Origin of the sequence: Citrobacter europaeus (assembly GCF_037482245.1) — a bacterium.
GTDB classification, from domain to species: Bacteria; Pseudomonadota; Gammaproteobacteria; order Enterobacterales; family Enterobacteriaceae; genus Citrobacter; species Citrobacter europaeus.
The window spans coordinates 2,705,808-2,727,625 of the sequence record NZ_CP148084.1; the positions used below are offsets into that span (position 1 = coordinate 2,705,808).

Consider the following 21,818-nt stretch of genomic DNA (forward strand, 5'->3'; position numbering starts at 1 on the left):
ACAACTCCGTTGATTATTTTCTCAGCCACTTGCCATTAATACCCTGCACATACTCTCCCGGTTTCGCGCGAGCAACCAGCTTTTGCCCGGCCATTTTCGCCACTTCATCAGGCGGAATGTTGTTGCTCCTGGCCAGTTGCTGATAGCTGGCGCTGCGCGCTTTGTTAATCTCATTCACCAGCGCCTGCGTTTCTGCGTCGGTTTGCAATGCCACCAGATAACCATTAAGCGTTTCGCCCACCCGCCCCTCGGTTCTGGCTTCACTCAGGGTCAATGCCCACACGTTGCCGCTCAAAAAACTCAACGCCAAAAGGATCGCTACAAGCTTTTTTTTCATTGTGACCTCAGAACAGATCGCTGCGCGATTTTAATAAGCTCTCAACGTCTTTATCGACTTTGATATGGATCTCATGCTCAATTTTGACGTTCATATTAATCGTGATCGGCTCTTTTGGCGCAGCCACTTCGATTCTTGGGGTACACCCGACCAGCAGAGATGAAGCCAGCAGACCCAGCATGGCAGCTATCGTTTTCATTGTTGTTCCTCACATTCCTTGCCTTCCAGGCAATGGGGTTCCGGCAGCGCTGCATTTTGTTCAAGCCATGCCTGTAAATTGTCGCCAAAACGCAAACTACGCCAGAGCGTAAAGACGTTTTCCTCGTGGGTGTAATTCAAATTTACCGTCCCCACTTTGCCATCCACCCGGCTATTACCAGTCACGTTTGCCTGCATGGTTAAAACGCCGAGGTTATCCAGATTTATTTTCGTCCAGGAATGGCTTATTTCCATATAGCGCAGCCAGTTAATGGCCGCACCCGCCGCCATATTATCTTTGACGACGGCATCTGCGGTATCCTTATCAATACGCAGCGTCATCGGCCCCGGGTTGGTTAACCATCCGTCTTTAATGATCCACTTCTCGTTATCCAGCCATAACGGCAACGCGCCGCTGACCGGGCCAGACATGGCGAATTGCTTGGGGTTAACCGCGCTGATAAGCTCACTCGAGGAGATATTCTGCACCCGCAATAATGCAGGATCGTGTTGCGGCATCCGCAGTTGCTGCATGATGACTTTGCCCCCCAACAGTTCGGCGCTGACATCGCTTAACAGTAACGGATTAGCTTCGCTCCAGGGATACGCCCCCTGCAGATCGGCGGCGATATTTTTCACCGTCACCTGATTAACCACTTCCGCAATACGCAGTGAAACAGGCCCACGCGTACCCAACTGCCATGCGCCTTCGCTAAACCGGAAAGGCAGCACAAAATCGACGCCATTAATTTGGTTATCGGGCATCCAGGCGCTACCGCCTTTTAATACCCCATGACCACCGGCTTCAAAGCCCTGTTCCGGGGCAGCTGAAAACGCTACCTGCGCATACAGTTCCCCTTCACGTAGCTTCATTTTCCAGTCAGGTGGGATGAGCGGTTGAAAGACGGTGAGCGATTGTTTTGGCCACCAGGCCTGTCCGCGCAGTCGGATCCCGTCCCAACGACCATTTAGCTGTACAGGGCCAATCGCCCCCGCGTGAAGCTGGCCTTTATACTGGAAAATCGTCGGGTCGGTGCCTTCCACACTGAACTTCAGGGTTGACGGTGGTAACACACTTCCCCCGGTGAAAGTGGTGTTCCCTGCGTCCAGCGACAGCGCACCGCTAAACGTCGGTTTGTTGGCATCCCGCACCCAGACAATGGGTTCGTCCATCACCAGGCGCGGGTTATCCACCTGCATGGTGCCGTATTGCAGATGATCAAACCCGGTGGAGAGATCAAAAAGCTTCAGGGTATTGTCATGCCATTCCCCCTTACCCGCCACGTCCCAACGCGCATGCATCGGCGTAAAGCTGCCTTTGCCCCAATATCGCCACTGCCAGCGACCCGCGTCGGGGAGAAAATCATTTGCCAGACCATCCAGATGCAATTCAAAACCGCCCATCTGGTTTTCATGCGCGCGCAATATAGCCTGCAGACGGCCATCCACGCCGCGTTGCGTTACCTTTACGCCCGCCAAAGGCCAGCGAATTTCGTCAATATCCAGCGAGTCGATCACCCGTCCGCGTGAACGCAGCAGCGCCCCTGGCTCAAAAACAAGTTGCGGGTCGTTCAGGCTGCCAGTCAGTCTGGCGGGTAACCTGGCGTAGAAGATGAGATCGCCCTGTTTCGCCTCGCCGATCAACTGCAACGGCATATCGCTACTATCCACACCCAACTTGCCCGGCCCCAGCGTTAATACGGCGTTTCCTTTACCCGCATCGCCTTGAGTAAGTATGTTCAGACGTCCGCTCACCACGGCATTTTCCAGCCCGGCCTGCCAGTTTTCAACTTTCATGCCCAGCCGTCCGCTTAGCGGAAATCCCTGATAAGGCCAGTTCCAGCGACCGTCGCTAATGGTTAATTGCTGACGGGTTATTTCCCACGGAAGATCAAGCAGCGGATCGGCATTATTTCGCGCCATGACGATCAGTTGTCCGCTGTTTTCTTGCCATTCAAGTTCGGCATCCACAAGCGTTGGCTCCTGCGGCAAGCTCAGAGTAGCAACCGCATGACCGCTCACCGGTAATCCATCGGGAACCAGCGGCATGGTAAATTCACCGACCAGTTTTATCGGCGGCTGCCCTTCAAATGCGGCGATATCCAGCTCATTTACCGTGAGATTTTGCCCATGCAGGCTCCCCTGGAATTTAACCTTTTCACCCTGGTAGCGCAGTTGCTGGCTAGAGGGAGTTAGCGAGAGCGACAGTTTTCCCTGCCATTCCTGCCAGGGAGAGAGAATGACTTTGTCGATGTTAATCCAGGTATTGGGCAGCATAGATTGCCATTCTGCCAACGTTTTGGGCGCTACCGGGGATGATTCTGTCTGCGGCAACCTGGCCAGGCAAGCTGAATCCAGCTCCACAGCCCCGACATTGAGCAACCAACGACTGGGATGGGAAAGATCCGCCTGAGTAATGCGCGCTAGCGGGCAATCATCGACCAGATAGCGGAGTTCCGGAATATGCAGCCCATGCCGTGTCAGCCGTGGACTCTCATCCAGCGCGATGCGCGTGCCAACCGGTAACCAGATGCCGACCAGCGTAGGAACCCACAGGCCAAGCGTCATTACCAGCGTCAGCGGCACGAGAATAAATAATAAGAGGAGTGCCAGAACGGCTTTATATTTACCCTTCATGGGTAGTTAATATCCTGATTTAGCGAAAATTTAAGCCGGTTTAGGCCAGTATTGTGGCATGTTTAACAGGATATGCCCACATTAAGAATAAATTCCCATGAAGTATACGCAGAGTTAATGAATGAAAGAGAACCAAAAAAACATTATTTAATTCAATGAGATAAATTATTATATTATATGGCACGCTGTTACACGTGCCGTCGGGAATAGTAAGATTCAGACTCAATGAGGCCTCAGTTGTCCATCGCTATGTTTAGGTCCTATACGACCTGCTTCGATCAGAATTTCCTCGATAAGTTCTTCGAGGCACTCCCTACCGTGATGATCGCAGACCAGATGTACCTGCCGGGAAATCTCATCAGGTTTCATACCATCGCATAATGCCGCCTTGAGCATTAAGGTGGCCCATCGTTTTGCTTCAGAGTGAGTTAACATGACCCCTCCCGATATTTGCTACCTGTATAAGCGTAGCCTTCCGGATGTGATTCGGCTGGCTTTTTATCTGCGGCGATATCTGGGGGTTGAGTTGGATGGAAAAATATCCGGTTGTTGAAATTGAGTAACCTGCCCACACTAACAACAGATGCGCTGAAATTATTCATTACGCCTATGACTATCAATAACTTTTTAGATTTTGTAAAATAATTTGAATTGGATTAATGTGACCTCAAAATCACTGGAGAAAGTCTTATGAAACTCGCCATCTATAGTACAAAACAGTACGACAAGAAGTATCTGCAGCAGGTTAACGAGGCTTTTGGTTTTGAACTTGAATTCTTTGACTTTCTGTTGACGGAAAAAACAGCGAAGACTGCCCATGGCTGTGAAGCCGTATGCATTTTCGTCAACGACGATGGCAGTCGCCCTGTTCTGGAAGAGCTGAAAAAGCATGGCGTGAAATATATCGCGCTGCGTTGCGCCGGGTTTAATAACGTCGATCTCGACGCGGCAAAAGAGCTGGGTCTGCAGGTCGTACGTGTACCGGCCTATTCACCTGAAGCCGTCGCTGAGCATGCGATTGGCATGATGATGACGCTGAATCGCCGTATTCACCGCGCTTATCAGCGTACCCGTGATGCCAACTTCTCTCTTGAGGGCCTGACCGGCTTTACCATGTATGGCAAAACAGCCGGGGTGATCGGTACCGGTAAAATCGGGATTGCTGCGCTGCGTATCCTGAAAGGTTTTGGTATGCGTCTGCTGGCGTTCGATCCTTACCCGAGCGCTGCTGCGCTGGAGTTAGGCGTTGAATATGTCGATCTTAAAACTCTGTTCGCAGAGTCCGATGTCATCTCCCTGCACTGTCCGTTAACGCCGGAGAATTATCATCTGCTCAATCACGAAGCCTTTGAGCAAATGAAAAATGGCGTGATGGTGATTAACACCAGCCGCGGCGCGTTGATCGATTCGCAAGCCGCTATCGATGCGCTGAAAAACCAGAAAATTGGTTCTCTGGGTATGGACGTGTATGAAAACGAACGCGATCTGTTCTTTGAAGATAAATCCAATGACGTGATTCAGGATGATGTGTTCCGTCGTCTGTCGGCCTGTCATAACGTGCTGTTTACCGGTCATCAGGCCTTCCTGACCGCCGAAGCATTGACCAGTATTTCTGAGACTACGCTGCAAAATCTGGCGCAAATCTCCAAAGGCGAAACCTGTCCAAACGCCCTCTTTTAATCCCAGTGCTCCCCTGACTTCAGGGGGGCATTTTCAGACAATCACCGATGATAAAACATTCAGTATCATTATTATATTGAATGTATCCCGCCACAAACGTAGAGAGATTTAATGAAGAAAGTTGTCACGTTGATTGCGCTCAGCATGCTGATGGCTGGCTGTGTGAGCAATGGAAAAGTTTCCGTCAATCGCGATCAGTTGCAGCATCACCGCTTCGTTTTACAGAGCGTGAATGGTAAGGCCGTCACCGTCGCTAATAACCCGCCCGAATTGAGTTTTGGTGAAAACATGACGGTGTCGGGAAAGATGTGTAATCAATTCCACGGTCAGGGCAAACTGTCCGACGGCGAGTTGAAGGTAAAAGATATGGCGATGACCCGCATGATGTGCGCCGATCCACAGCTTAACGCGCTCGACGGGATCGTCAGCGAAATGTTTAAGCAAGGCGCACAGGTTGATCTGACTGCTGACCAGTTAACGCTGGCGACAGCAGAACAAACGCTGACGTATAAACTCGCGGACTTAATGTAAGAAACGCGCTGGCTTAATAGTTGCCACAGCTTCCGGCGGCAAGCGACTGCTCACTACAGCGTTTGCCGTTGGGTAACGCGCACATTCCGATAGCTGAACCATCCAGTTGACGGGCAACGGAGAGCGAACCACCAATCATGGCGCAATTAGCTTCTCCAGAACTGGACATTGCAGCCCTCATCCCCGGTGCGACATGCGCGGCGGTTGCCTGCTGAACAGGTTCACTGCTACAAGCCGATAATAATAACGCGGCACACCCTACCCAAAACGCTGCGCGCATCTTACTCCCCTCTGAATATTAACCAAACGACACAGCCATAAATAATAGGCAGCGGAAACACCGCCGTCGAGAGGCAATATGCGCATTTATGCGCGTTGTTTACATTTTCTGGCAATTTTTTGCCTGCTCCTTTGATCAAACCATTCATTCTGTTAATTCCAGGGACACAAAAGCGAAAATCTGTCTGAACGGCTTTTGCTAAAATAGAAAGATAATTACAGGACTCGCCGCTGTTACGCGTGTCCCTCTTTTTGCGCAATGTAAGGGTGTCAGTATGATCACAATTGACGGTAATGGTGCGGTTGCTTCAGTCGCATTTCGTACTAGCGAGGTTATCGCCATCTACCCAATTACGCCAAGTTCGACTATGGCTGAACAGGCAGATGCCTGGGCCGGGAACGGGCTTAAAAACGTGTGGGGGGATACTCCTCGCGTCGTGGAAATGCAGTCGGAAGGCGGTGCGATAGCGACCGTTCATGGCGCATTGCAGACCGGTGCGCTCTCTACGTCGTTCACCTCATCGCAGGGCCTGCTGCTGATGATCCCGACGCTGTACAAACTGGCCGGTCAATTGACCCCGTTTGTACTGCACGTTGCGGCACGTACGATAGCCACTCACGCATTATCGATCTTTGGCGATCATTCTGACGTGATGGCGGTTCGCCAGACGGGATGCGCAATGCTGTGTGCCAGCAGCGTCCAGGAAGCACAGGACTTTGCGCTAATTTCGCAAATGGCCACCCTCAAAAGCCGGGTCCCGTTTATTCATTTCTTTGATGGTTTCCGTACTTCGCATGAAATTAATAAAATAGTGCCGCTGGCCGATGACACGATCCTCGGACTGATGCCGCAGGCGGAAATCGATGCTCACCGTGCCCGCGCACTTAATCCTGAGCATCCGGTTATTCGCGGTACGTCTGCGAACCCTGACACCTACTTCCAGTCACGCGAAGCAACTAACCCGTGGTACAACGCGGTTTACGATCACGTCGAGCAGGCAATGAACGACTTCGCCGCTGCGACGGGTCGCCAGTACCAGCCATTTGAATATTACGGCCATCCGCAGGCAGAACGCGTCATTATTCTGATGGGCTCGGCAATTGGCACCAGTGAAGAAGTCGTTGAAGAGCTGCTGGCGCGCGGCGAGAAAGTGGGCGTTCTGAAAGTGCGTTTGTTCCGCCCATTCTCTGCCAGACATTTGCTACGCGCCCTGCCGGAAACGGTACGGAGTATTGCCGTCCTGGATCGCACCAAAGAGCCTGGCGCGCAGGCTGAACCGTTGTATCTGGATGTGATGACCGCGCTGGCGGAAGCCTTTAACTGCGGCGAGCGAGAAACGCTACCGCGCGTGATTGGCGGGCGTTATGGCCTTTCCTCCAAAGAGTTTGGCCCGGACTGCGTCATGGCGGTCTTTAATGAGCTGAGTAACGCCAGGCCGAAGCCTCGCTTTACGGTCGGGATCTATGATGATGTCACTAACCTGTCGCTACCGCTGCCAGAAAACACGCTACCCGGTAGCGCTAAACTCGAAGCGCTATTTTACGGGCTGGGCAGCGACGGTAGCGTGTCGGCTACCAAAAACAACATCAAGATTATCGGTAACTCTACGCCGTGGTATGCGCAGGGTTATTTCGTCTATGATTCGAAAAAAGCAGGCGGCCTGACGGTTTCTCACCTGCGCGTCAGTGAGCAACCTATTCGCTCAGCATATCTGGTGTCGCAAGCCGATTTTGTTGGCTGTCACCAGTTGCAATTTATCGATAAGTATCAAATGGCCGAGCGCCTGAAACCAGGCGGTATCTTCCTGCTTAATACCCCGTATAACGTGGATGAAGTCTGGTCGCGTTTGCCGCAGGAAGTTCAGGCTGTACTGAATCAAAAGAAAGCCCGTTTCTACGTCATTAATGCCGCCAAAATTGCCCGCGAGTGCGGCCTGGCTGCGCGTATTAACACCGTTATGCAGATGGCGTTCTTCCATCTGACGCAAATCTTACCCGGCGACAGCGCGTTGATCGAATTGCAGGGTGCGATTGCGAAAAGCTACAGCAGTAAAGGACAGGATCTGGTGGAACGTAACTGGCAGGCGCTGGCCCTGGCGCGTGAATCCGTCGCCGAAGTGGCGCTCCAGCCCGTTGATCCGCATAGCGCCAACCGCCCACCGGTGGTTTCTGATGCCGCACCTGATTTCGTGAAAACCGTCACCGCGGCGATGCTCGCCGGTCTCGGCGATGCCCTCCCCGTTTCAGCACTGCCGCCAGACGGCACCTGGCCGATGGGCACCACGCGTTGGGAAAAACGCAATATTGCAGAAGAGATCCCCATCTGGAAAGAAGAGCTGTGTACTCAGTGTAACCACTGCGTTGCCGCCTGCCCGCACTCGGCTATCCGCGCCAAAGTGGTTTCACCAGAAGCGATGGAAAACGCCCCTGCCAGCCTGCATTCTCTGGATGTGAAATCACGCGATATGCGCGGTCAGAAATATGTCCTGCAGGTTGCGCCAGAGGATTGCACCGGCTGTAACCTGTGCGTTGAAGTGTGCCCGGCGAAAGATCGCCAGAACCCGGAGATCAAGGCCATCAATATGATGTCGCGCCTTGAGCATGTTGAAGAGGAAAAAGTTAACTATGACTACTTCCTCAATCTGCCGGAAATCGATCGCACGAAGCTGGAGCGTATTGATATTCGTACCTCGCAGTTGATCACTCCACTGTTTGAATATTCTGGCGCCTGCTCTGGCTGCGGTGAAACGCCGTATATCAAACTGCTCACGCAGTTGTACGGCGACCGCATGCTGATCGCCAATGCGACCGGGTGTTCATCAATTTATGGCGGTAACCTGCCCTCAACGCCGTATACCACCGACGCCAATGGTCGCGGACCTGCATGGGCAAACTCACTGTTTGAGGATAACGCCGAGTTTGGTCTGGGCTTCCGCCTGACGGTGGATCAGCATCGTGTGCGCGTCATGCGTTTGCTGGAACAGTTTGCCGATAGCATTCCGGCTGAACTGAATGACGCCCTGCACGCTGAAGCCACGCCAGAGGTACGTCGTGAGCAAGTTGCAGCACTGCGCCAGCACCTGAAGGATGTTGAAGGCGCACAGCAGTTGTTAACCGACGCCGACGCGCTGGTCGAGAAATCTATCTGGTTGATTGGCGGTGATGGCTGGGCTTACGATATTGGTTTTGGCGGCCTGGATCACGTCCTGAGCCTGACCGAGAACGTCAATATTCTGGTGCTGGATACTCAGTGTTACTCCAACACAGGTGGGCAAGCGTCGAAAGCCACACCGCTCGGAGCCGTCACTAAATTTGGTGAGCATGGCAAACGCAAGGCTCGCAAAGATCTTGGCGTCAGCATGATGATGTACGGTCACGTGTATGTTGCACAGATTTCTCTGGGCGCTCAGTTGAACCAGACGGTGAAAGCTATTCAGGAAGCGGAAGCCTATCCCGGGCCGTCACTGATTATCGCCTATAGCCCATGCGAGGAGCACGGTTACGATCTCGCACTAAGCCACGATCAGATGCGTCAGCTCACGGCGACCGGATTCTGGCCGCTGTACCGCTTCGATCCACGTCGCGCAGACGAAGGCAAACTGCCGCTGGCGTTGGACTCTCGCCCACCGTCAGACGCCCTGGCCGAGACATTGCTTAACGAGCAGCGCTTCCGTCGTCTGAATGCTCAACAGCCAGAAGTGGCTGAACAGCTGTGGAAAGACGCCGCCGCCGATCTGCAGAAGCGTTACGACTTCCTGGCCCAACTGGCAGGAAAAGCGGAAAAGAGCGGTACTGAGTAATACGTTTATCTCAGTATTAACCTGGAACCAAAAAAAAAGCCCGAACAGTCGTTCGGGCTTGTCAATTTATTCGCTGGCTAATTAATAATAGCTATCAATAGGTCAACGAAAAATAAAACGTGACAATAAAGGCATATAACACGCGCAGAATAGCCCAACACAATTCACTTGTATAATTTTTATTTTATATATTTCCATACAACACATTCATCGCAATTATCATCATTTCCGTAGAATTATTTATTTAAGGTTTTACTTAAGGCGTAACAATTCATATTTATCTCTTTACGGAACTTCTCCTTTAGCATGCTTTTACTCCCTACATGGGTAGTCACAGGTTAATAAAAAAACTAAAGGATTATTTCAATGAACAGAAAAGTACTGGCTCTCGTAATTCCTGCCCTGCTGGCTGCAGGCGCTGCTCACGCGGCTGAAGTTTATAATAAAGACGGCAACAAATTAGATCTCTATGGCAAAGTAGACGGCCTGCACTATTTCTCTGATGACTCTTCTAAAGATGGCGATCAGACTTATATGCGTATGGGCTTCAAAGGTGAAACCCAGATCAACGATCAGTTGGTTGGTTTCGGTCAGTGGGAATATCAGGTAAACGCTAACACTACCGAAAGTGATAAAGGTAATAGCTTTACGCGTCTGGCTTTCGCTGGTCTGAAATTCGGCGACTACGGCTCATTCGACTACGGTCGTAACTACGGCGTACTGTACGACGTTGAAGGCTGGACCGACATGCTGCCAGAATTCGGTGGCGACTCTTACACTCAGGCAGATAACTTCATGACCGGTCGTGCTAACGGTGTGGCAACTTACCGTAATAGCGATTTCTTCGGTATGGTGAACGGCCTGAACTTTGCGTTGCAGTATCAGGGTAAAAACGAAAATCAAAGCCTTAACGATGATAACGTAGGTACTAATAACCGTAATGGCGGCGATGCACGTTATGACAATGGGGACGGTTTCGGTATCTCTTCTACCTACGATCTGGGTATGGGCGTGAGCTTCGGTGCTGCCTATACCTCTTCTGACCGTACTAACGAGCAGATCAATTCCTTTAATGCAGGCGGCGACAAAGCTGACGCATGGACTACCGGTCTGAAATATGATGCGAACAACATCTATCTGGCCACTATGTATTCTGAAACCCGTAACATGACCCCTTACGGTAATGACGGTATCGCAAACAAAACTCAGAACTTTGAAGTGACTGCACAATACCAGTTCGACTTCGGTCTGCGTCCAGCAGTGTCTTTCCTGATGTCTAAAGGTAAAGATCTGAACAGCACCGACGGCGACAAAGATCTGGTTAAATATGCTGATATCGGCGCTACCTACTACTTCAACAAAAACATGTCCACCTATGTTGATTACAAAATCAACCTGCTGGACGAAGACGACAGCTTCTACACTCGCAATGACATCTCTACCGATGACGTTGTAGCATTAGGCCTGGTTTACCAGTTCTAATTCCTCAGCCCGCTGGCAACAGCGGGCTCTCTTTCTGTTCTAACAATTCTGTTTTATTCAGATCAAAACATTATATCTGTTGCGCTAAAACACTTCTTTGATAGATGATATCTTGCATTAAGACCTGTAGTAGAGGATACCTGCAATGAATCATCATCCTGTAAAATCATCCCGTATTGCATCCGTCGGCTATGACGAATCCTCCCGTACGCTAGAAATTCGCTTTCACCAATTGGCGACCCTGCAATATCAGCATGTGCCTGCCCGTATTTTTCGTGATTTCCTCAGCGTCGTTTCTAAAGGTCGATTTTACGATGGAGTAATAAAAGGAAAGTTTCCTGAAATTAAAATAAAGTGATGCCAAAATGTGATCGTTGTCATTGTACATAAAGTGCCATTACGCGGTAAGCTTTAGGAGGATGCTTAAACAGGAGGTTTTATGAACAGAACGATTCTTGTACCCATCGATATTTCAGACTCAGAATTAACTCTACGCGTTATCGCCCATGTTGAAGCAGAGGCAAAAATTGACGATGCACAGGTCCATTTTTTGACCGTCATTCCGTCACTGCCCTATTATGCTTCTCTGGGACTGGCCTACTCGGCAGAGTTACCGGCCATGGAGGATCTGAAAGCCGAAGCGAAATCTCAACTGGAAGAGATTATCAAGAAGTTCAATATCCCAACGGACAGAATGCACGTTCATGTTGCAGAAGGTGCACCGAAAGACAAGATTCTGGAGATCGCTAAAAAATTACCGGCTGATATGGTCATTATTGCCTCACACCGACCCGACATCACCACCTACCTGCTGGGTTCTAACGCCGCAGCCGTAGTGCGTCATGCGGAGTGTTCGGTACTGGTAGTTCGCTAATCTGTCTGGCCCGCACATCGCTGCGGGCTTTTTGTTTCGCCCTCATTTTCCCCACGATTCCTGATCGAAGCATACAAGGCCATTTCAATATGGCTATGTCGTGACATCATTACGCCCTCTCTTGAAACCCGGATAAAAACAGAGTATAAATACTGTATATACATCCAGCAAAAAGAGCGATAAGCAATGTTCGTGGAACTCGTTTATGACAAAAGGAATTTTGATGGTCTGCCCGGTGCAAAAGATATCATTCTGGGCGAGTTAACTAAGAGGGTTCACCGGATCTTCCCCGATGCTGATGTTCGGGTTAAACCGATGATGACACTGCCGGCGATCAATACTGACGCCAGCAAGCATGAGAAAGAACAGATAAGCCGAACGGTGCAGGAAATGTTTGAAGAGGCTGATATGTGGCTGGTTTCAGATTAAACGCCTTGAACCGTCATATTGCTTAAGTACAATCCGCTGTGACTGGCAATCATTCAATACTCGCACTATCGGATGTTTGCCAGTTGGCCGCAGCCATGCTCTTGCATACGGTATGGTTGCGGCAGTTCACCACACCTTGTGGTTTTGCTTCCAGACACTACACGTTGATGGTTCAGAAATGAATTATCTGGCAGTGAGCGGTTCCACGAATATCTTCAGCGCTTCAATATCCGCCTTCGGTTGATTAATTACTTCCCGCCCGGGGCCACGCACCTTTATTCAATTATGCGGTTCCCTGTTCATTCTGGTCTGGTCACGGAGAGCAAAAACCTTACTACTCTATGAGTAGCATCAGTGCCAGATGGAACGCAGCTGTAAAACGTGCTGGTATTCGTCGCCGTAATCCGTACCATACGCGACATGCTTTTGCCTGCTGGCTGCTAATGGCCGGAGCAAACCCATCATTTATAGCTAATCAGATGGGGCATGAAAACGCGCAAATAGTGTCCGAAGTCTACAGTACATGGATTAAAGAAATGAATGGCGATCGGGTTGCAATGTTGAATAACAAACCAGCCCTGTGATGGAAGTTTGCCCCTTATTATGCCCCTTTGGTTTTTGAGAACGGTAAGAATGCAAGATAATCAACAAGCTACAAAGAAAGAACAATACAACCTGAACAAATTACAAAAACGTCTGCGTCGTAACGTCGGGGAAGCCATTGCCGACTTCAATATGATCGAAGACGGCGATCGCATTATGGTGTGTCTTTCCGGCGGGAAAGACAGCTATACAATGCTGGAGATACTGCGTAATTTGCAGCAAAGCGCCCCGATCAGTTTTTCCTTAGTTGCGGTTAACCTCGATCAGAAACAACCCGGCTTCCCGGAGCACATTCTGCCGGAGTATCTGGAAAATCTGGGCGTTGAATATAAGATTGTCGAAGAAAACACCTACGGGATCGTCAAAGATAAAATCCCTGAAGGTAAAACGACCTGCTCACTCTGCTCTCGCCTGCGTCGCGGCATTCTGTATCGCACGGCAACTGAATTAGGCGCCACCAAAATTGCGCTCGGCCACCATCGCGACGACATCCTGCAAACGCTGTTCTTAAACATGTTCTACGGCGGGAAAATGAAAGGCATGCCGCCGAAGTTGATGAGCGATGACGGCAAACATATCGTCATCCGTCCGCTGGCTTACTGCCGTGAGAAAGATATCGAGCGTTTCTCTGAAGCAAAGGGTTTCCCGATTATTCCGTGTAACCTGTGCGGCTCACAGCCTAACCTGCAGCGTCAGGTCATCGCCGATATGCTGCGCGACTGGGATAAACGCTATCCTGGCCGGATTGAAACCATGTTCAGCGCGATGCAGAACGTTGTGCCTTCACATCTGAGCGATATCAATCTGTTCGACTTTAAAGGTATTAAGCACGGTTCAGAGGTTGTTGACGGTGGTGACTTAGCGTTCGATCGTGAAGAGATCCCGCTGCAGCCTGCGGGCTGGCAGCCAGAAGAAGAAGATGCTCAACTGGATGAGCTGCGTCTGAACGTGGTGGAAGTGAAGTAAGCGTCTGTCAGGCCTACAATGCGTACAAGCGCTTGTAGGCCTGATAAGCGGAGCGCCATCAGGCGCCCCAACGGGCAGTTATTTCAATAACCGAACCCGGCAAGTCTTGCCTTTAATCTTACCGTTTTGCAATTGCTTCCACGCCTTATGCGCTACAGTCTGGCGAACGGCGACATAGACGTGCGCCGGATGAATGGCAATTTTGCCGATGTCGGCGCCATCCAGACCAATATCGCCGGTCAGCGCACCGAGAACATCACCGGGACGCATTTTGGCCTTTTTACCGCCATCAATGCATAACGTCGCCATCTCGGCTTCCAGCGGCAGGATTGAGCCGTTAGCCGGCGCAGGCAGCCAGTTCAGCTTCAGTTGCAGCATTTCAGAAAGAATGTTGGCCCGCTGCGCTTCTTCCGGAGCACAGAAGCTAATCGCCAGACCGCTGTTGCCGGCACGCGCAGTACGTCCGATACGATGGACGTGGACTTCCGGATCCCATGCCAGTTCGAAGTTCACCACCAGCTCAAGTGATTTAATATCCAGACCACGCGCGGCCACATCGGTGGCAACCAGTACGCGCGCACTGCCGTTGGCAAAACGTACCAGAGTCTGATCGCGATCGCGCTGCTCAAGATCGCCATGCAGTGAAAGTGCGCTTTGCCCCGCCGCATTCAGTGCGTCACACACGGCCTGACAATCTTTTTTGGTATTACAAAAAACTACGCAAGAGGCAGGCTGATGCTGACTGAGTAATTTTTGCAGTAGTGGAATTTTTCCGTGGCTGGAGGTTTCGAAAAACTGCTGTTCAATCGCCGGCAGCGCATCAACCGTATCAATTTCGATCGTTAATGGATTTCTCTGCACCCGGCCGCTAATGGCGGCAATAGCTTCCGGCCAGGTTGCCGAAAACAGTAGGGTCTTACGAGATGCTGGCGCAAAGCGAATAACATCATCAATCGCATCGCTAAAGCCCATATCCAGCATGCGGTCGGCTTCATCCATAACCAGCGTATTCAGGGCGTCTAAAGAAACCGTGCCTTTTTGCAGGTGGTCGAGTAAACGCCCCGGCGTGGCGACAATAATATGTGGCGCATGCTGCAGGGAGTCGCGCTGTGCGCCAAAGGGTTGCCCACCGCACAACGTTAAGATCTTGGTGTTTGGCAGAAAACGCGCTAAGCGACGCAGCTCACCCGCAACCTGGTCGGCAAGCTCGCGCGTTGGGCACAGTACCAGCGACTGCGTTTGAAATAGCGCGGCATCGATGTGCTGTAGCAATCCAAGACCAAAAGCCGCCGTTTTGCCACTGCCGGTTTTAGCCTGCACGCGAACATCTTTCCCCGCCAGGATTGCCGGTAACGCAGCAGCCTGAACAGGCGTCATTTCAAGATATCCCAGCTCGTTAAGATTCTCGAGTTGGGCAGCAGGTAAAACATTCAGGGTTGAAAAAGCGGTCACAATTTAATCTCGCGGTAAAAACTCACATTCAGCAGGCGCGTATCCTCGCAGATCTGCGCCCGCGATGCGACAATTTAATCGGCTCTTCATCCGGCGGCGGATCCGGCATGGGCTGCGGACGAGGAATGGGATCGGGAATGGGAACCGGGTCAGTCGGTAGCGAATCAGTGTGCGACGTTGCAATCAGACAGGTCATATACCCCTCCAGTCATTCAGGTTGACTCTTTTAGGGTAGACGCTGATTTCATGCAGGCAAAAAAAAAGCCGACTAATCTAAGTCGGCGTCGTACGAATCAATTGTGCTATGCAGTAATTCAAAAAAGGAAGTAAGACAATATGGAGCGCAACGCCCATCGCTTGACGTTGCATTCACCTGCGAGAGAGATATTGCCCCGAATAGGTAGATGGTTTATTGACCTCGCTCAAAAACCAGGACGTTTTCATGCCAGAAAGTCACTAAAAAACGTAGTTGTTACAACCATTTACTACGATGCAACCATAAAGTAACACCACCAATCAGGACCACTAACAGAATACAAAAAAGTGAGAAACCAAACGGCCAGCCACCGCCGGGGATACCGCCGAGGTTAACGCCAAACAGTCCGGTTAAAAATGTACTGGGAAGAAAAACCATTGCCATCAATGACATCGTATACGTTCGGCGAGCCAGAGACTCCTGCATCACCTGTGCAATTTCATCCGCCATAATACCGGTCCGGGCAATACAGGCGTCTATTTCATCCAGCCCTCTCCCCAGCCTGTCAGCGATATCCTGCATTCGCCGCCGATGGTCGTCAGTCATCCAGGACAACCGTTCGCTCGCCAGACGAGCATAGACATCGCGCTGCGGCGCCATATAACGGCGCATCACAATGAGCTGTTTACGCAGTAATGCCAGGAAACCACGCGGGGGGATCTGCTGATCCAGCAGGTTATCTTCCAGATCGATAATTTTGTCGTGCAGCTGTTCGATAAATTCGCTGGCATGATCGGTTAGCGCATCACAAACATCCACCAGCCAACCACCACAGTCAGCCGGTCCCGTACCTTCCTGGAGATCGCTGACAACATCATCCAGCGCCAGCACTTTACGCTGGCGTGTTGAGACAATCAGACGTTCATCCATATATAAACGCATCGCCACCAGTTGGTCAGGTCGCTCATCGGTGCTGCCATTGATACAGCGCAGTGTAATCAACGTACCTTCCCCAACTCTGCTGACGCGTGGGCGCGTGCTTTCGCCTGCCAGCGCATCACGCACATTATTGGGAAGTAAAGGTGTTGTCGCCAGCCATTGCGCGCTTTCAGGATGAGTATAATTAAGATGTAGCCAACAGGGATGCTGACTGTCGATAACATCGTTATCTTCCAGTGGTTTCACCCCACCCCGACCATCCAACAGCCAGGCAAACACGGCATCCGGCACATTAACATCCGTTCCCTTAATGGCTTCCACAGCGCCTCCACAAACATTCAGCTTTTTTCGTTAGTCTAGCCGTCAGAATATGTTAAGCAATATCTCATTGTCCCATTGTGCTGAAATGATTCATAAAAGTATCTGATAACAAGCAAAGCGCCGACGAATGCGGCGCTGGTTACGAGATTCCCCAGTTAAGCCTGCTGGCGTCTTTCTGACTCAAGGGCATGACTTAAGCGGAATTTATGCGTTCGCGATTGAAGGTCAATCACCTGATTTTTCAGGATACCTGAGGAGTCAGAAAGCTCATCAACCATGATGGCATTACTTTGGGTTACGTTTTCCAGTTCGGCCAGAGCATGGGTGATTCTGATAATCCCTTTCTCCTGCTCCTGCGTGGTGGTTAATATCTCGCCCATCAGTTGGTTTAATTGCCCGGCCCCTCCGACAATATCATGCATATTTTTTTCAGCTTCACGCACAACAGCTGCGCCTTGCTGAACATTTTGATGGGTTTGGGCAATCAGTTGCTTAATATTCTTCGCTGCATCTGCGCTGCGGTGCGCAAGCATTCTTACCTCACCGGCAACCACGGAAAAACCTTTACCATGTTCACCAGCCCTCGCCGCTTCTACAGCAGCATTCAGGGCCAGAATATTTGTCTGGAATGCAATACCATCTATTAGCGTAATAATTTCTGTCATCTGTTGTGCGCATTCGGTGATTGATCGCATATTTGTCGCTACCTGCACCATTAATTCGCCACCCTGACGGGCGCATTGCGTGGCAATTGTTGCCTGGGCGCTGGCTATTTGCGTGTTATCAGCATTATTTCGCGTATTAACCGCTATTTCATCCATGTTGGCAGCTGTCTGCATCAATGCTCCGGATTGCTGTTCTGTTTTCACAGAGAGCTCAGCGCTGCGTTCTGCAAGCTGTTCAGAGAGCGCCATCGCCGTTTGCGAGGATGTTCTGATCTCATTAACGAGTGTTGAGATATTACTTGATAAACTATTGATACCAGGAATTAGTCTACCCGCACAGTTATTGCCAAACTCTGGAATACTGATTGCCAGATTTCCGGACGTCACTTCTTCAATGCTTCTTTTAACCGTATTAATCGGCATGACCAGATATTTCGTCATGTACCACCATAAACACAATATAGAAATAATACTTACCGCATTAGTGCCAATAATGATTTCTGGGGTGGCGGAGAAAATCATTTCAACAAGATTGAGCGCAACCGCCGTAATGATCAGAAATAAAATAATAAAGGTTCTGACGCTAATATCATTTAACATTTTAGTCCTGTACACCAAGAAATAACGTGGATGTTATTTTTATAGCATCTGCAATACAGATTTCCATAGCTCGGTGATGAAAGCTTAACTTTCAATGAGAGCCAGAGATCCTTTTACTTAAGACGATAAATTGCACTGTTTATTTAGAATAACTCAGTACCTTATCCCGCAAACAGAGACGATGATACCCGCTATCAGATTTTTGTGATGGCGAGCACGTGACGAGCATAAAACACACAGAATTATAATTTTTATGAATATATATATTAGTAATGGCCTGTTATTTTCAATATCTGGCCCTTACTTCTAATACTCATTGTAAAAACACAAGAACATACCTGATTTTATCAGGTTAACTGGACAAAACCTGCTAGATTTACCATCACGGCTTTTTTTCGATAGGTAGCAAGATGTTGCACGTGTCGTGGGACCCAGTATTGATTGGGATTTCCTTTGTTGTCGCGTTTATTGCCTCCTTTATAGCCCTCGACAGTGCGGGTAAAGTAGCAATCTCCAGCAGACGTGAATCTACCTTCTGGCGACTCTCTGGCGGCGCTACGCTGGGCATGGGGATCTGGTCGATGCATTTTATCGGTATGCTGGCCATGAAAATGAGTATGCCGATCAATTACCACTTAGCACTCACGGCTTTTTCGTTCTTTATTGCGCTCATATCCGCGACTCTCGCTATCAATATCGCTATTTCAGGTCATACGCTATCAACAAAACGGCTGGTCATTGCCACTGGTATATTGAGCGCTGGCGTTGTCACGATGCACTACGTCGGCATGTACGCCATAATCGAACATGTGGCTATCGCATGGGATCGCTCACTGATTTTGCTCTCGGTGATCATTGCCATCGTTGCGTCTGGCGTCGGCTTATGGCTGGCTTTCCATTTACGCCAAAACACCCGTCGCGCGCTGATTAACCGGCTTATTGCCGCCCTTATTATGGCGCTGGCAATAGCCTCGATGCATTACACCGGTATGGGAGCGGCATCCTTCACCCATTTTGGACATACTGCACACGATGGGCTCAGTACCCTCGAACTCTCTGTCTGGGTCTGCGCTGTCACGCTGATTATTTTGGGGATCATGCTGGTGGTTTCGATGGTGGATTCGCAACTGCGCACCTCCCGACTGGCCGACAATCTGCATCAGTTGAATTGCCAGCTTGAACACCAGGTCCACTTCGACGCGCTGACCGGACTTGCCAATCGAACGCATATAGACACCTGCTTACAGGCCTGCCTGCGGCATTCCAAACTGCATCAACAGCATTTCGCGTTGGTGTTCATCGACCTCGATCGCTTCAAAGTCGTTAACGATACCTGGGGACATCACATCGGCGATCAGTTGCTGATTGCCAGTACACAAAGAATCTATAGTTGCCTTGATGACTCAATGACGTTGGCAAGACTGGGAGGAGATGAATTTATCCTGCTGGTTCCGGACTGCAATCAGCAGGCTATCTCTGCCCTGCTGGCGCGGATTGCCGATGCGATCGGCGACCCTTTTACCTTGTTCGGACATACCATTCGGGTTTCGTTAAGTGCGGGGAGCAGTATTTATCCAGAACATGGTTCAACACTGCATGAGCTAAAAGTGAAGGCCGATATGGCGATGTATCATGTCAAACAGGCGGGCAGAAACGGCTGGGCTATTTATAGTCCCGAGATGGAAGCTATCGCGGATACGCCGCCGACATTTCTTCAGGAACTGTCACAAGCGCTTGAACGCGACCAGTTTGAGCTATGGTATCAGCCTAAATATACTGCCGGAGATCATTCTCTGACCGGCTTTGAAGCGCTATTACGCTGGCATCATCCGGATCGCGGCATGCTGCTCCCAGCTGAATTTCTTCCTGCATTGGAAGAAACGGGCCTGATTATTCCCGTCGGCAAATGGGTTATCCAGCAGGCGTGCATGCAGTTGCATCACTGGAAATTACAAGGAAATACAGAATGGACGCTTGCCGTTAACCTCTCTCCCGCCCAGTTTGAACAGCATGATATTATTGATGTTGTGTGTAATGCCCTTGCGCAATATCAACTTTCACCGGCCAGCCTTACGCTGGAACTCACTGAAAGCACTGCGCTAAAAAATTTAAAACGCAGTATTGAAATACTGAATGCTTTTTCTGCTTTGGGGATCACCGTTTCTATTGATGATTTCGGCACTGGTTATTCAAATATATTGATGTTGAAGTCTCTCCCGGCGCGGGAATTAAAAATCGACAGGATATTTGTCAAAGATATTAGCGAGAACAGCAAAAATACAAAAATTGTGTCTACCATTATTGATATAGCTCACTCCATGAATATGCGCGTAGTAGCTGAAGGAATAGAAACCCAGGAGCAGGAAATACTTCTTACCCAAATGGGGTGTAGCATGCTGCAAGGATTCCTGTTTGCAAAACCGCTGCCAGCGCATAAGATTCATGAACTGCTACAACCAGAAAACAGCATCAAACAAAAGCCAGTCGTACAACCCTTGTCTCACCGACAATCAATAACCTTGTGAGACTGCGATATCTAAAATATTCGCCATTAAATGGGCAGCACAGCAGATAAAGATAACGGGATTATCGATGAGCACAACCGAGCTGAATTCACTGGATTTATTAACCTTTCCGGTGTGGATTGTTTCGCCGCATACCGAAGAGCTGGTCTTCGCTAATAACGCTGCACGGGAGCTAATGCAGGATCTCTGTTTTTCCCCACTGCGTAACGGCCTATTTTCAACACATGCGCAAAATGATTTAACTATGTATCTCAGTGACTTGAGAAATCATCACGGCATTGTAGAAATTCTCACGGTTTATCGCGACGGCGAAAAAATCGCAATGGCCTGTCGCCTGTCGATCAGGACGTTGCCGGATGTGGGTGACGTCATCCTTTTTGAAGGCATTGAGACGCCTGCAGCGCAGGGTTTGAAAGCGAGCCGTTCAGCAACTTATCAACGAAAAAAGCAGGGATTTTATGCGCGTTTTTTCCAGACCAACTCCGCGCCAATGTTACTTATCGATCCGTCCCGCGATGGCCTAATCGTTGATGCGAACCTCAGTGCCCTCAATTTTTATGGATACAGCCATGACGTGATGTGTCAGAAACATACCTGGGAAATCAACATGCTGGGGCGCCACATACTGCCGGTAATGCATGAAATCGCCCACCTGCCCGGCGGCCATAAACCTTTGCATTTTGTTCATAAACTGGCAGACGGCAGCTCGCGTCATGTACAAACCTACGCCGGACCGATTGAAATCTACGGTAATAAACTCATGTTGTGCATCATTCATGACATTACCGAACAAAAACGACTGGAGCAGGAGCTTGAGCGAGCAGCACTGCGTGACGCCTTAACGGGATTACTGAACCGCCGACATTTTTATCAGGTAACAGAGCCCGAGCCGACGCATGCGATCTCATTGACGCAGGACTACAGCCTGTTATTGATCGACACCGATCGTTTTAAAAGCATTAACGATCTCTTCGGTCATTTAAAAGGCGATGAGGTGCTTTGCGCTCTGGCACGCACTCTGGAATCGTGTGCGCGAAAAGACGATCTTATTTTTCGCTGGGGTGGTGAAGAATTTGTGCTGCTTCTGCCGCGAACCTCGCTGGAGGCCGCACTCAATCTTGCAGAGGTGATCCGCGCAACGGTCGCCAGGGTGACGCTCCCTGGTCTTCCCCGCTTTACCGTCAGTATTGGCGTTGCGCGGCACGAAACAAACGAAAGTATTGATGAATTATTCAAACGCGTGGACGACGCGTTGTACAAAGCCAAGAACGAAGGCAGGAACAGAGTGCTGGCCGCCTGATGAA

At 50.1% G+C, this 21,818-nt stretch carries 19 protein-coding genes and 1 pseudogene; 11 read left to right on the forward strand and 9 right to left on the reverse strand.

All coding sequences use genetic code 11. The features are described from left to right. Positions 1-13 precede the first annotated feature (13 nt). The 4 genes from WHR59_RS12720 to WHR59_RS12735 all read right to left on the reverse strand — a co-directional run bounded on the left by WHR59_RS12720 (position 14) and on the right by WHR59_RS12735 (position 3,607). Positions 14-337: a YdbL family protein gene (locus WHR59_RS12720; RefSeq protein ID WP_043016213.1), complete on the reverse strand. Its 324-nt coding sequence runs from the start codon at positions 335-337 to the stop codon at positions 14-16. A 7-nt stretch (positions 338-344) separates the two neighbouring features. Continuing rightward, a complete protein-coding gene (locus WHR59_RS12725; protein ID WP_003020350.1) occupies positions 345-536 on the reverse strand; it encodes a YnbE family lipoprotein in 192 nt (63 codons plus the stop codon). Then, entirely contained in the window at positions 533-3,172 is a 2,640-nt protein-coding gene (locus tag WHR59_RS12730) for a YdbH family protein (protein WP_100194342.1), read from the reverse strand. Before WHR59_RS12730 ends, WHR59_RS12725 begins: the two co-directional genes overlap by 4 nt. A 222-nt stretch (positions 3,173-3,394) precedes the next feature. Beyond that, entirely contained in the window at positions 3,395-3,607 is a 213-nt protein-coding gene (locus WHR59_RS12735; protein ID WP_003833193.1) for a hypothetical protein, read from the reverse strand. A 255-nt stretch (positions 3,608-3,862) separates the two neighbouring features. On the opposite strand from WHR59_RS12735, the gene WHR59_RS12740 reads away from it, so the two are divergent. Beyond that, positions 3,863-4,852 carry a 2-hydroxyacid dehydrogenase gene (locus WHR59_RS12740; RefSeq protein WP_003833196.1) on the forward strand — a complete coding sequence of 330 codons (990 nt, stop codon included), beginning with the start codon at positions 3,863-3,865 and terminating at the stop codon, positions 4,850-4,852. A gap of 111 nt (positions 4,853-4,963) precedes the next feature. Further along, complete coding sequence (hslJ, locus tag WHR59_RS12745; RefSeq protein WP_047411022.1) at positions 4,964-5,383, forward strand: heat shock protein HslJ; 420 nt, start codon at positions 4,964-4,966, stop codon at positions 5,381-5,383. A gap of 13 nt (positions 5,384-5,396) precedes the next feature. Here hslJ and WHR59_RS12750 read toward each other — a convergent pair whose 3' ends face one another. Continuing rightward, the gene (locus WHR59_RS12750) at positions 5,397-5,663 is read right to left on the reverse strand and encodes a DUF333 domain-containing protein (RefSeq protein ID WP_045442854.1); all 267 of its coding nucleotides are present in this window, start codon (positions 5,661-5,663) and stop codon (positions 5,397-5,399) included. Between the two features lie 274 nt (positions 5,664-5,937). Between WHR59_RS12750 and nifJ the strand changes: the two genes are divergently transcribed. The 7 genes and pseudogenes from nifJ to ttcA all read left to right on the forward strand — a co-directional run bounded on the left by nifJ (position 5,938) and on the right by ttcA (position 13,816). Continuing rightward, on the forward strand, positions 5,938-9,462 hold the full coding sequence (gene nifJ / locus WHR59_RS12755) for a pyruvate:ferredoxin (flavodoxin) oxidoreductase (RefSeq protein ID WP_043016210.1): 3,525 nt from the start codon (positions 5,938-5,940) through the stop codon (positions 9,460-9,462). Positions 9,463-9,828: 366 nt separating this feature from the next. Next, positions 9,829-10,944 (forward strand): porin OmpC, encoded by a 1,116-nt coding sequence (gene ompC, locus WHR59_RS12760; protein WP_043016209.1) that lies wholly within the window; start codon positions 9,829-9,831, stop codon positions 10,942-10,944. Between the two features lie 145 nt (positions 10,945-11,089). Next, positions 11,090-11,302: a KTSC domain-containing protein gene (locus WHR59_RS12765; RefSeq protein ID WP_043016208.1), complete on the forward strand. Its 213-nt coding sequence runs from the start codon at positions 11,090-11,092 to the stop codon at positions 11,300-11,302. Between the two features lie 81 nt (positions 11,303-11,383). Continuing rightward, positions 11,384-11,818 (forward strand): universal stress protein UspF, encoded by a 435-nt coding sequence (uspF, locus tag WHR59_RS12770; RefSeq protein WP_338843105.1) that lies wholly within the window; start codon positions 11,384-11,386, stop codon positions 11,816-11,818. 186 nt (positions 11,819-12,004) lie between these two features. Then, entirely contained in the window at positions 12,005-12,247 is a 243-nt protein-coding gene (locus WHR59_RS12775) for a DinI family protein (RefSeq protein WP_003840850.1), read from the forward strand. A gap of 314 nt (positions 12,248-12,561) precedes the next feature. Continuing rightward, a pseudogene (locus WHR59_RS12780) lies at positions 12,562-12,831 on the forward strand (tyrosine-type recombinase/integrase); the annotation flags it as partial. A gap of 49 nt (positions 12,832-12,880) precedes the next feature. Next, a complete protein-coding gene (gene ttcA, locus WHR59_RS12785) occupies positions 12,881-13,816 on the forward strand; it encodes a tRNA 2-thiocytidine(32) synthetase TtcA (RefSeq protein WP_075146227.1) in 936 nt (311 codons plus the stop codon). A 78-nt stretch (positions 13,817-13,894) separates the two neighbouring features. Here the strand turns inward: ttcA and dbpA are convergent, their stop codons facing one another. The 4 genes from dbpA to WHR59_RS12805 all read right to left on the reverse strand — a co-directional run bounded on the left by dbpA (position 13,895) and on the right by WHR59_RS12805 (position 17,989). Beyond that, positions 13,895-15,268 carry an ATP-dependent RNA helicase DbpA gene (dbpA, locus tag WHR59_RS12790; RefSeq protein WP_338843107.1) on the reverse strand — a complete coding sequence of 458 codons (1,374 nt, stop codon included), beginning with the start codon at positions 15,266-15,268 and terminating at the stop codon, positions 13,895-13,897. A 28-nt stretch (positions 15,269-15,296) separates the two neighbouring features. Further along, a complete protein-coding gene (locus WHR59_RS12795; protein WP_087050510.1) occupies positions 15,297-15,464 on the reverse strand; it encodes a hypothetical protein in 168 nt (55 codons plus the stop codon). Positions 15,465-15,740: 276 nt separating this feature from the next. Next, positions 15,741-16,724 (reverse strand): zinc transporter ZntB, encoded by a 984-nt coding sequence (zntB, locus tag WHR59_RS12800; RefSeq protein WP_043016203.1) that lies wholly within the window; start codon positions 16,722-16,724, stop codon positions 15,741-15,743. 155 nt (positions 16,725-16,879) lie between these two features. Then, positions 16,880-17,989 (reverse strand): methyl-accepting chemotaxis protein, encoded by a 1,110-nt coding sequence (locus WHR59_RS12805; RefSeq protein ID WP_075146228.1) that lies wholly within the window; start codon positions 17,987-17,989, stop codon positions 16,880-16,882. Between the two features lie 410 nt (positions 17,990-18,399). Here WHR59_RS12805 and WHR59_RS12810 point away from each other — a divergent pair, with 410 nt between their 5' ends. Then, positions 18,400-20,514 (forward strand): putative bifunctional diguanylate cyclase/phosphodiesterase, encoded by a 2,115-nt coding sequence (locus WHR59_RS12810; protein ID WP_080625236.1) that lies wholly within the window; start codon positions 18,400-18,402, stop codon positions 20,512-20,514. A 67-nt stretch (positions 20,515-20,581) separates the two neighbouring features. Continuing rightward, positions 20,582-21,814 carry a GGDEF domain-containing protein gene (locus WHR59_RS12815; protein WP_047411008.1) on the forward strand — a complete coding sequence of 411 codons (1,233 nt, stop codon included), beginning with the start codon at positions 20,582-20,584 and terminating at the stop codon, positions 21,812-21,814. Positions 21,815-21,818: the final 4 nt, after the last annotated feature.

Bases quoted from the DNA above. Each gene is read 5' to 3' on its own strand.
- uspF (WP_338843105.1), top strand. From the start codon at position 11,384: ATGAACAGAACGATTCTTGTACCCATCGATATTTCAGACTCAGAATTA.
- WHR59_RS12810 (WP_080625236.1), top strand. From the start codon at position 18,400: ATGTTGCACGTGTCGTGGGACCCAGTATTGATTGGGATTTCCTTTGTT.
- WHR59_RS12750 (WP_045442854.1), bottom strand. From the start codon at position 5,663: ATGCGCGCAGCGTTTTGGGTAGGGTGTGCCGCGTTATTATTATCGGCT.
- WHR59_RS12795 (WP_087050510.1), bottom strand. From the start codon at position 15,464: ATGACCTGTCTGATTGCAACGTCGCACACTGATTCGCTACCGACTGAC.
- WHR59_RS12735 (WP_003833193.1), bottom strand. From the start codon at position 3,607: ATGTTAACTCACTCTGAAGCAAAACGATGGGCCACCTTAATGCTCAAG.
- hslJ (WP_047411022.1), top strand. From the start codon at position 4,964: ATGAAGAAAGTTGTCACGTTGATTGCGCTCAGCATGCTGATGGCTGGC.
- nifJ (WP_043016210.1), top strand. From the start codon at position 5,938: ATGATCACAATTGACGGTAATGGTGCGGTTGCTTCAGTCGCATTTCGT.
- WHR59_RS12815 (WP_047411008.1), top strand. From the start codon at position 20,582: ATGAGCACAACCGAGCTGAATTCACTGGATTTATTAACCTTTCCGGTG.
- WHR59_RS12730 (WP_100194342.1), bottom strand. From the start codon at position 3,172: ATGAAGGGTAAATATAAAGCCGTTCTGGCACTCCTCTTATTATTTATT.
- WHR59_RS12740 (WP_003833196.1), top strand. From the start codon at position 3,863: ATGAAACTCGCCATCTATAGTACAAAACAGTACGACAAGAAGTATCTG.
- WHR59_RS12725 (WP_003020350.1), bottom strand. From the start codon at position 536: ATGAAAACGATAGCTGCCATGCTGGGTCTGCTGGCTTCATCTCTGCTG.
- WHR59_RS12805 (WP_075146228.1), bottom strand. From the start codon at position 17,989: ATGTTAAATGATATTAGCGTCAGAACCTTTATTATTTTATTTCTGATC.
- ttcA (WP_075146227.1), top strand. From the start codon at position 12,881: ATGCAAGATAATCAACAAGCTACAAAGAAAGAACAATACAACCTGAAC.
- WHR59_RS12720 (WP_043016213.1), bottom strand. From the start codon at position 337: ATGAAAAAAAAGCTTGTAGCGATCCTTTTGGCGTTGAGTTTTTTGAGC.
- ompC (WP_043016209.1), top strand. From the start codon at position 9,829: ATGAACAGAAAAGTACTGGCTCTCGTAATTCCTGCCCTGCTGGCTGCA.
- WHR59_RS12765 (WP_043016208.1), top strand. From the start codon at position 11,090: ATGAATCATCATCCTGTAAAATCATCCCGTATTGCATCCGTCGGCTAT.
- WHR59_RS12775 (WP_003840850.1), top strand. From the start codon at position 12,005: ATGTTCGTGGAACTCGTTTATGACAAAAGGAATTTTGATGGTCTGCCC.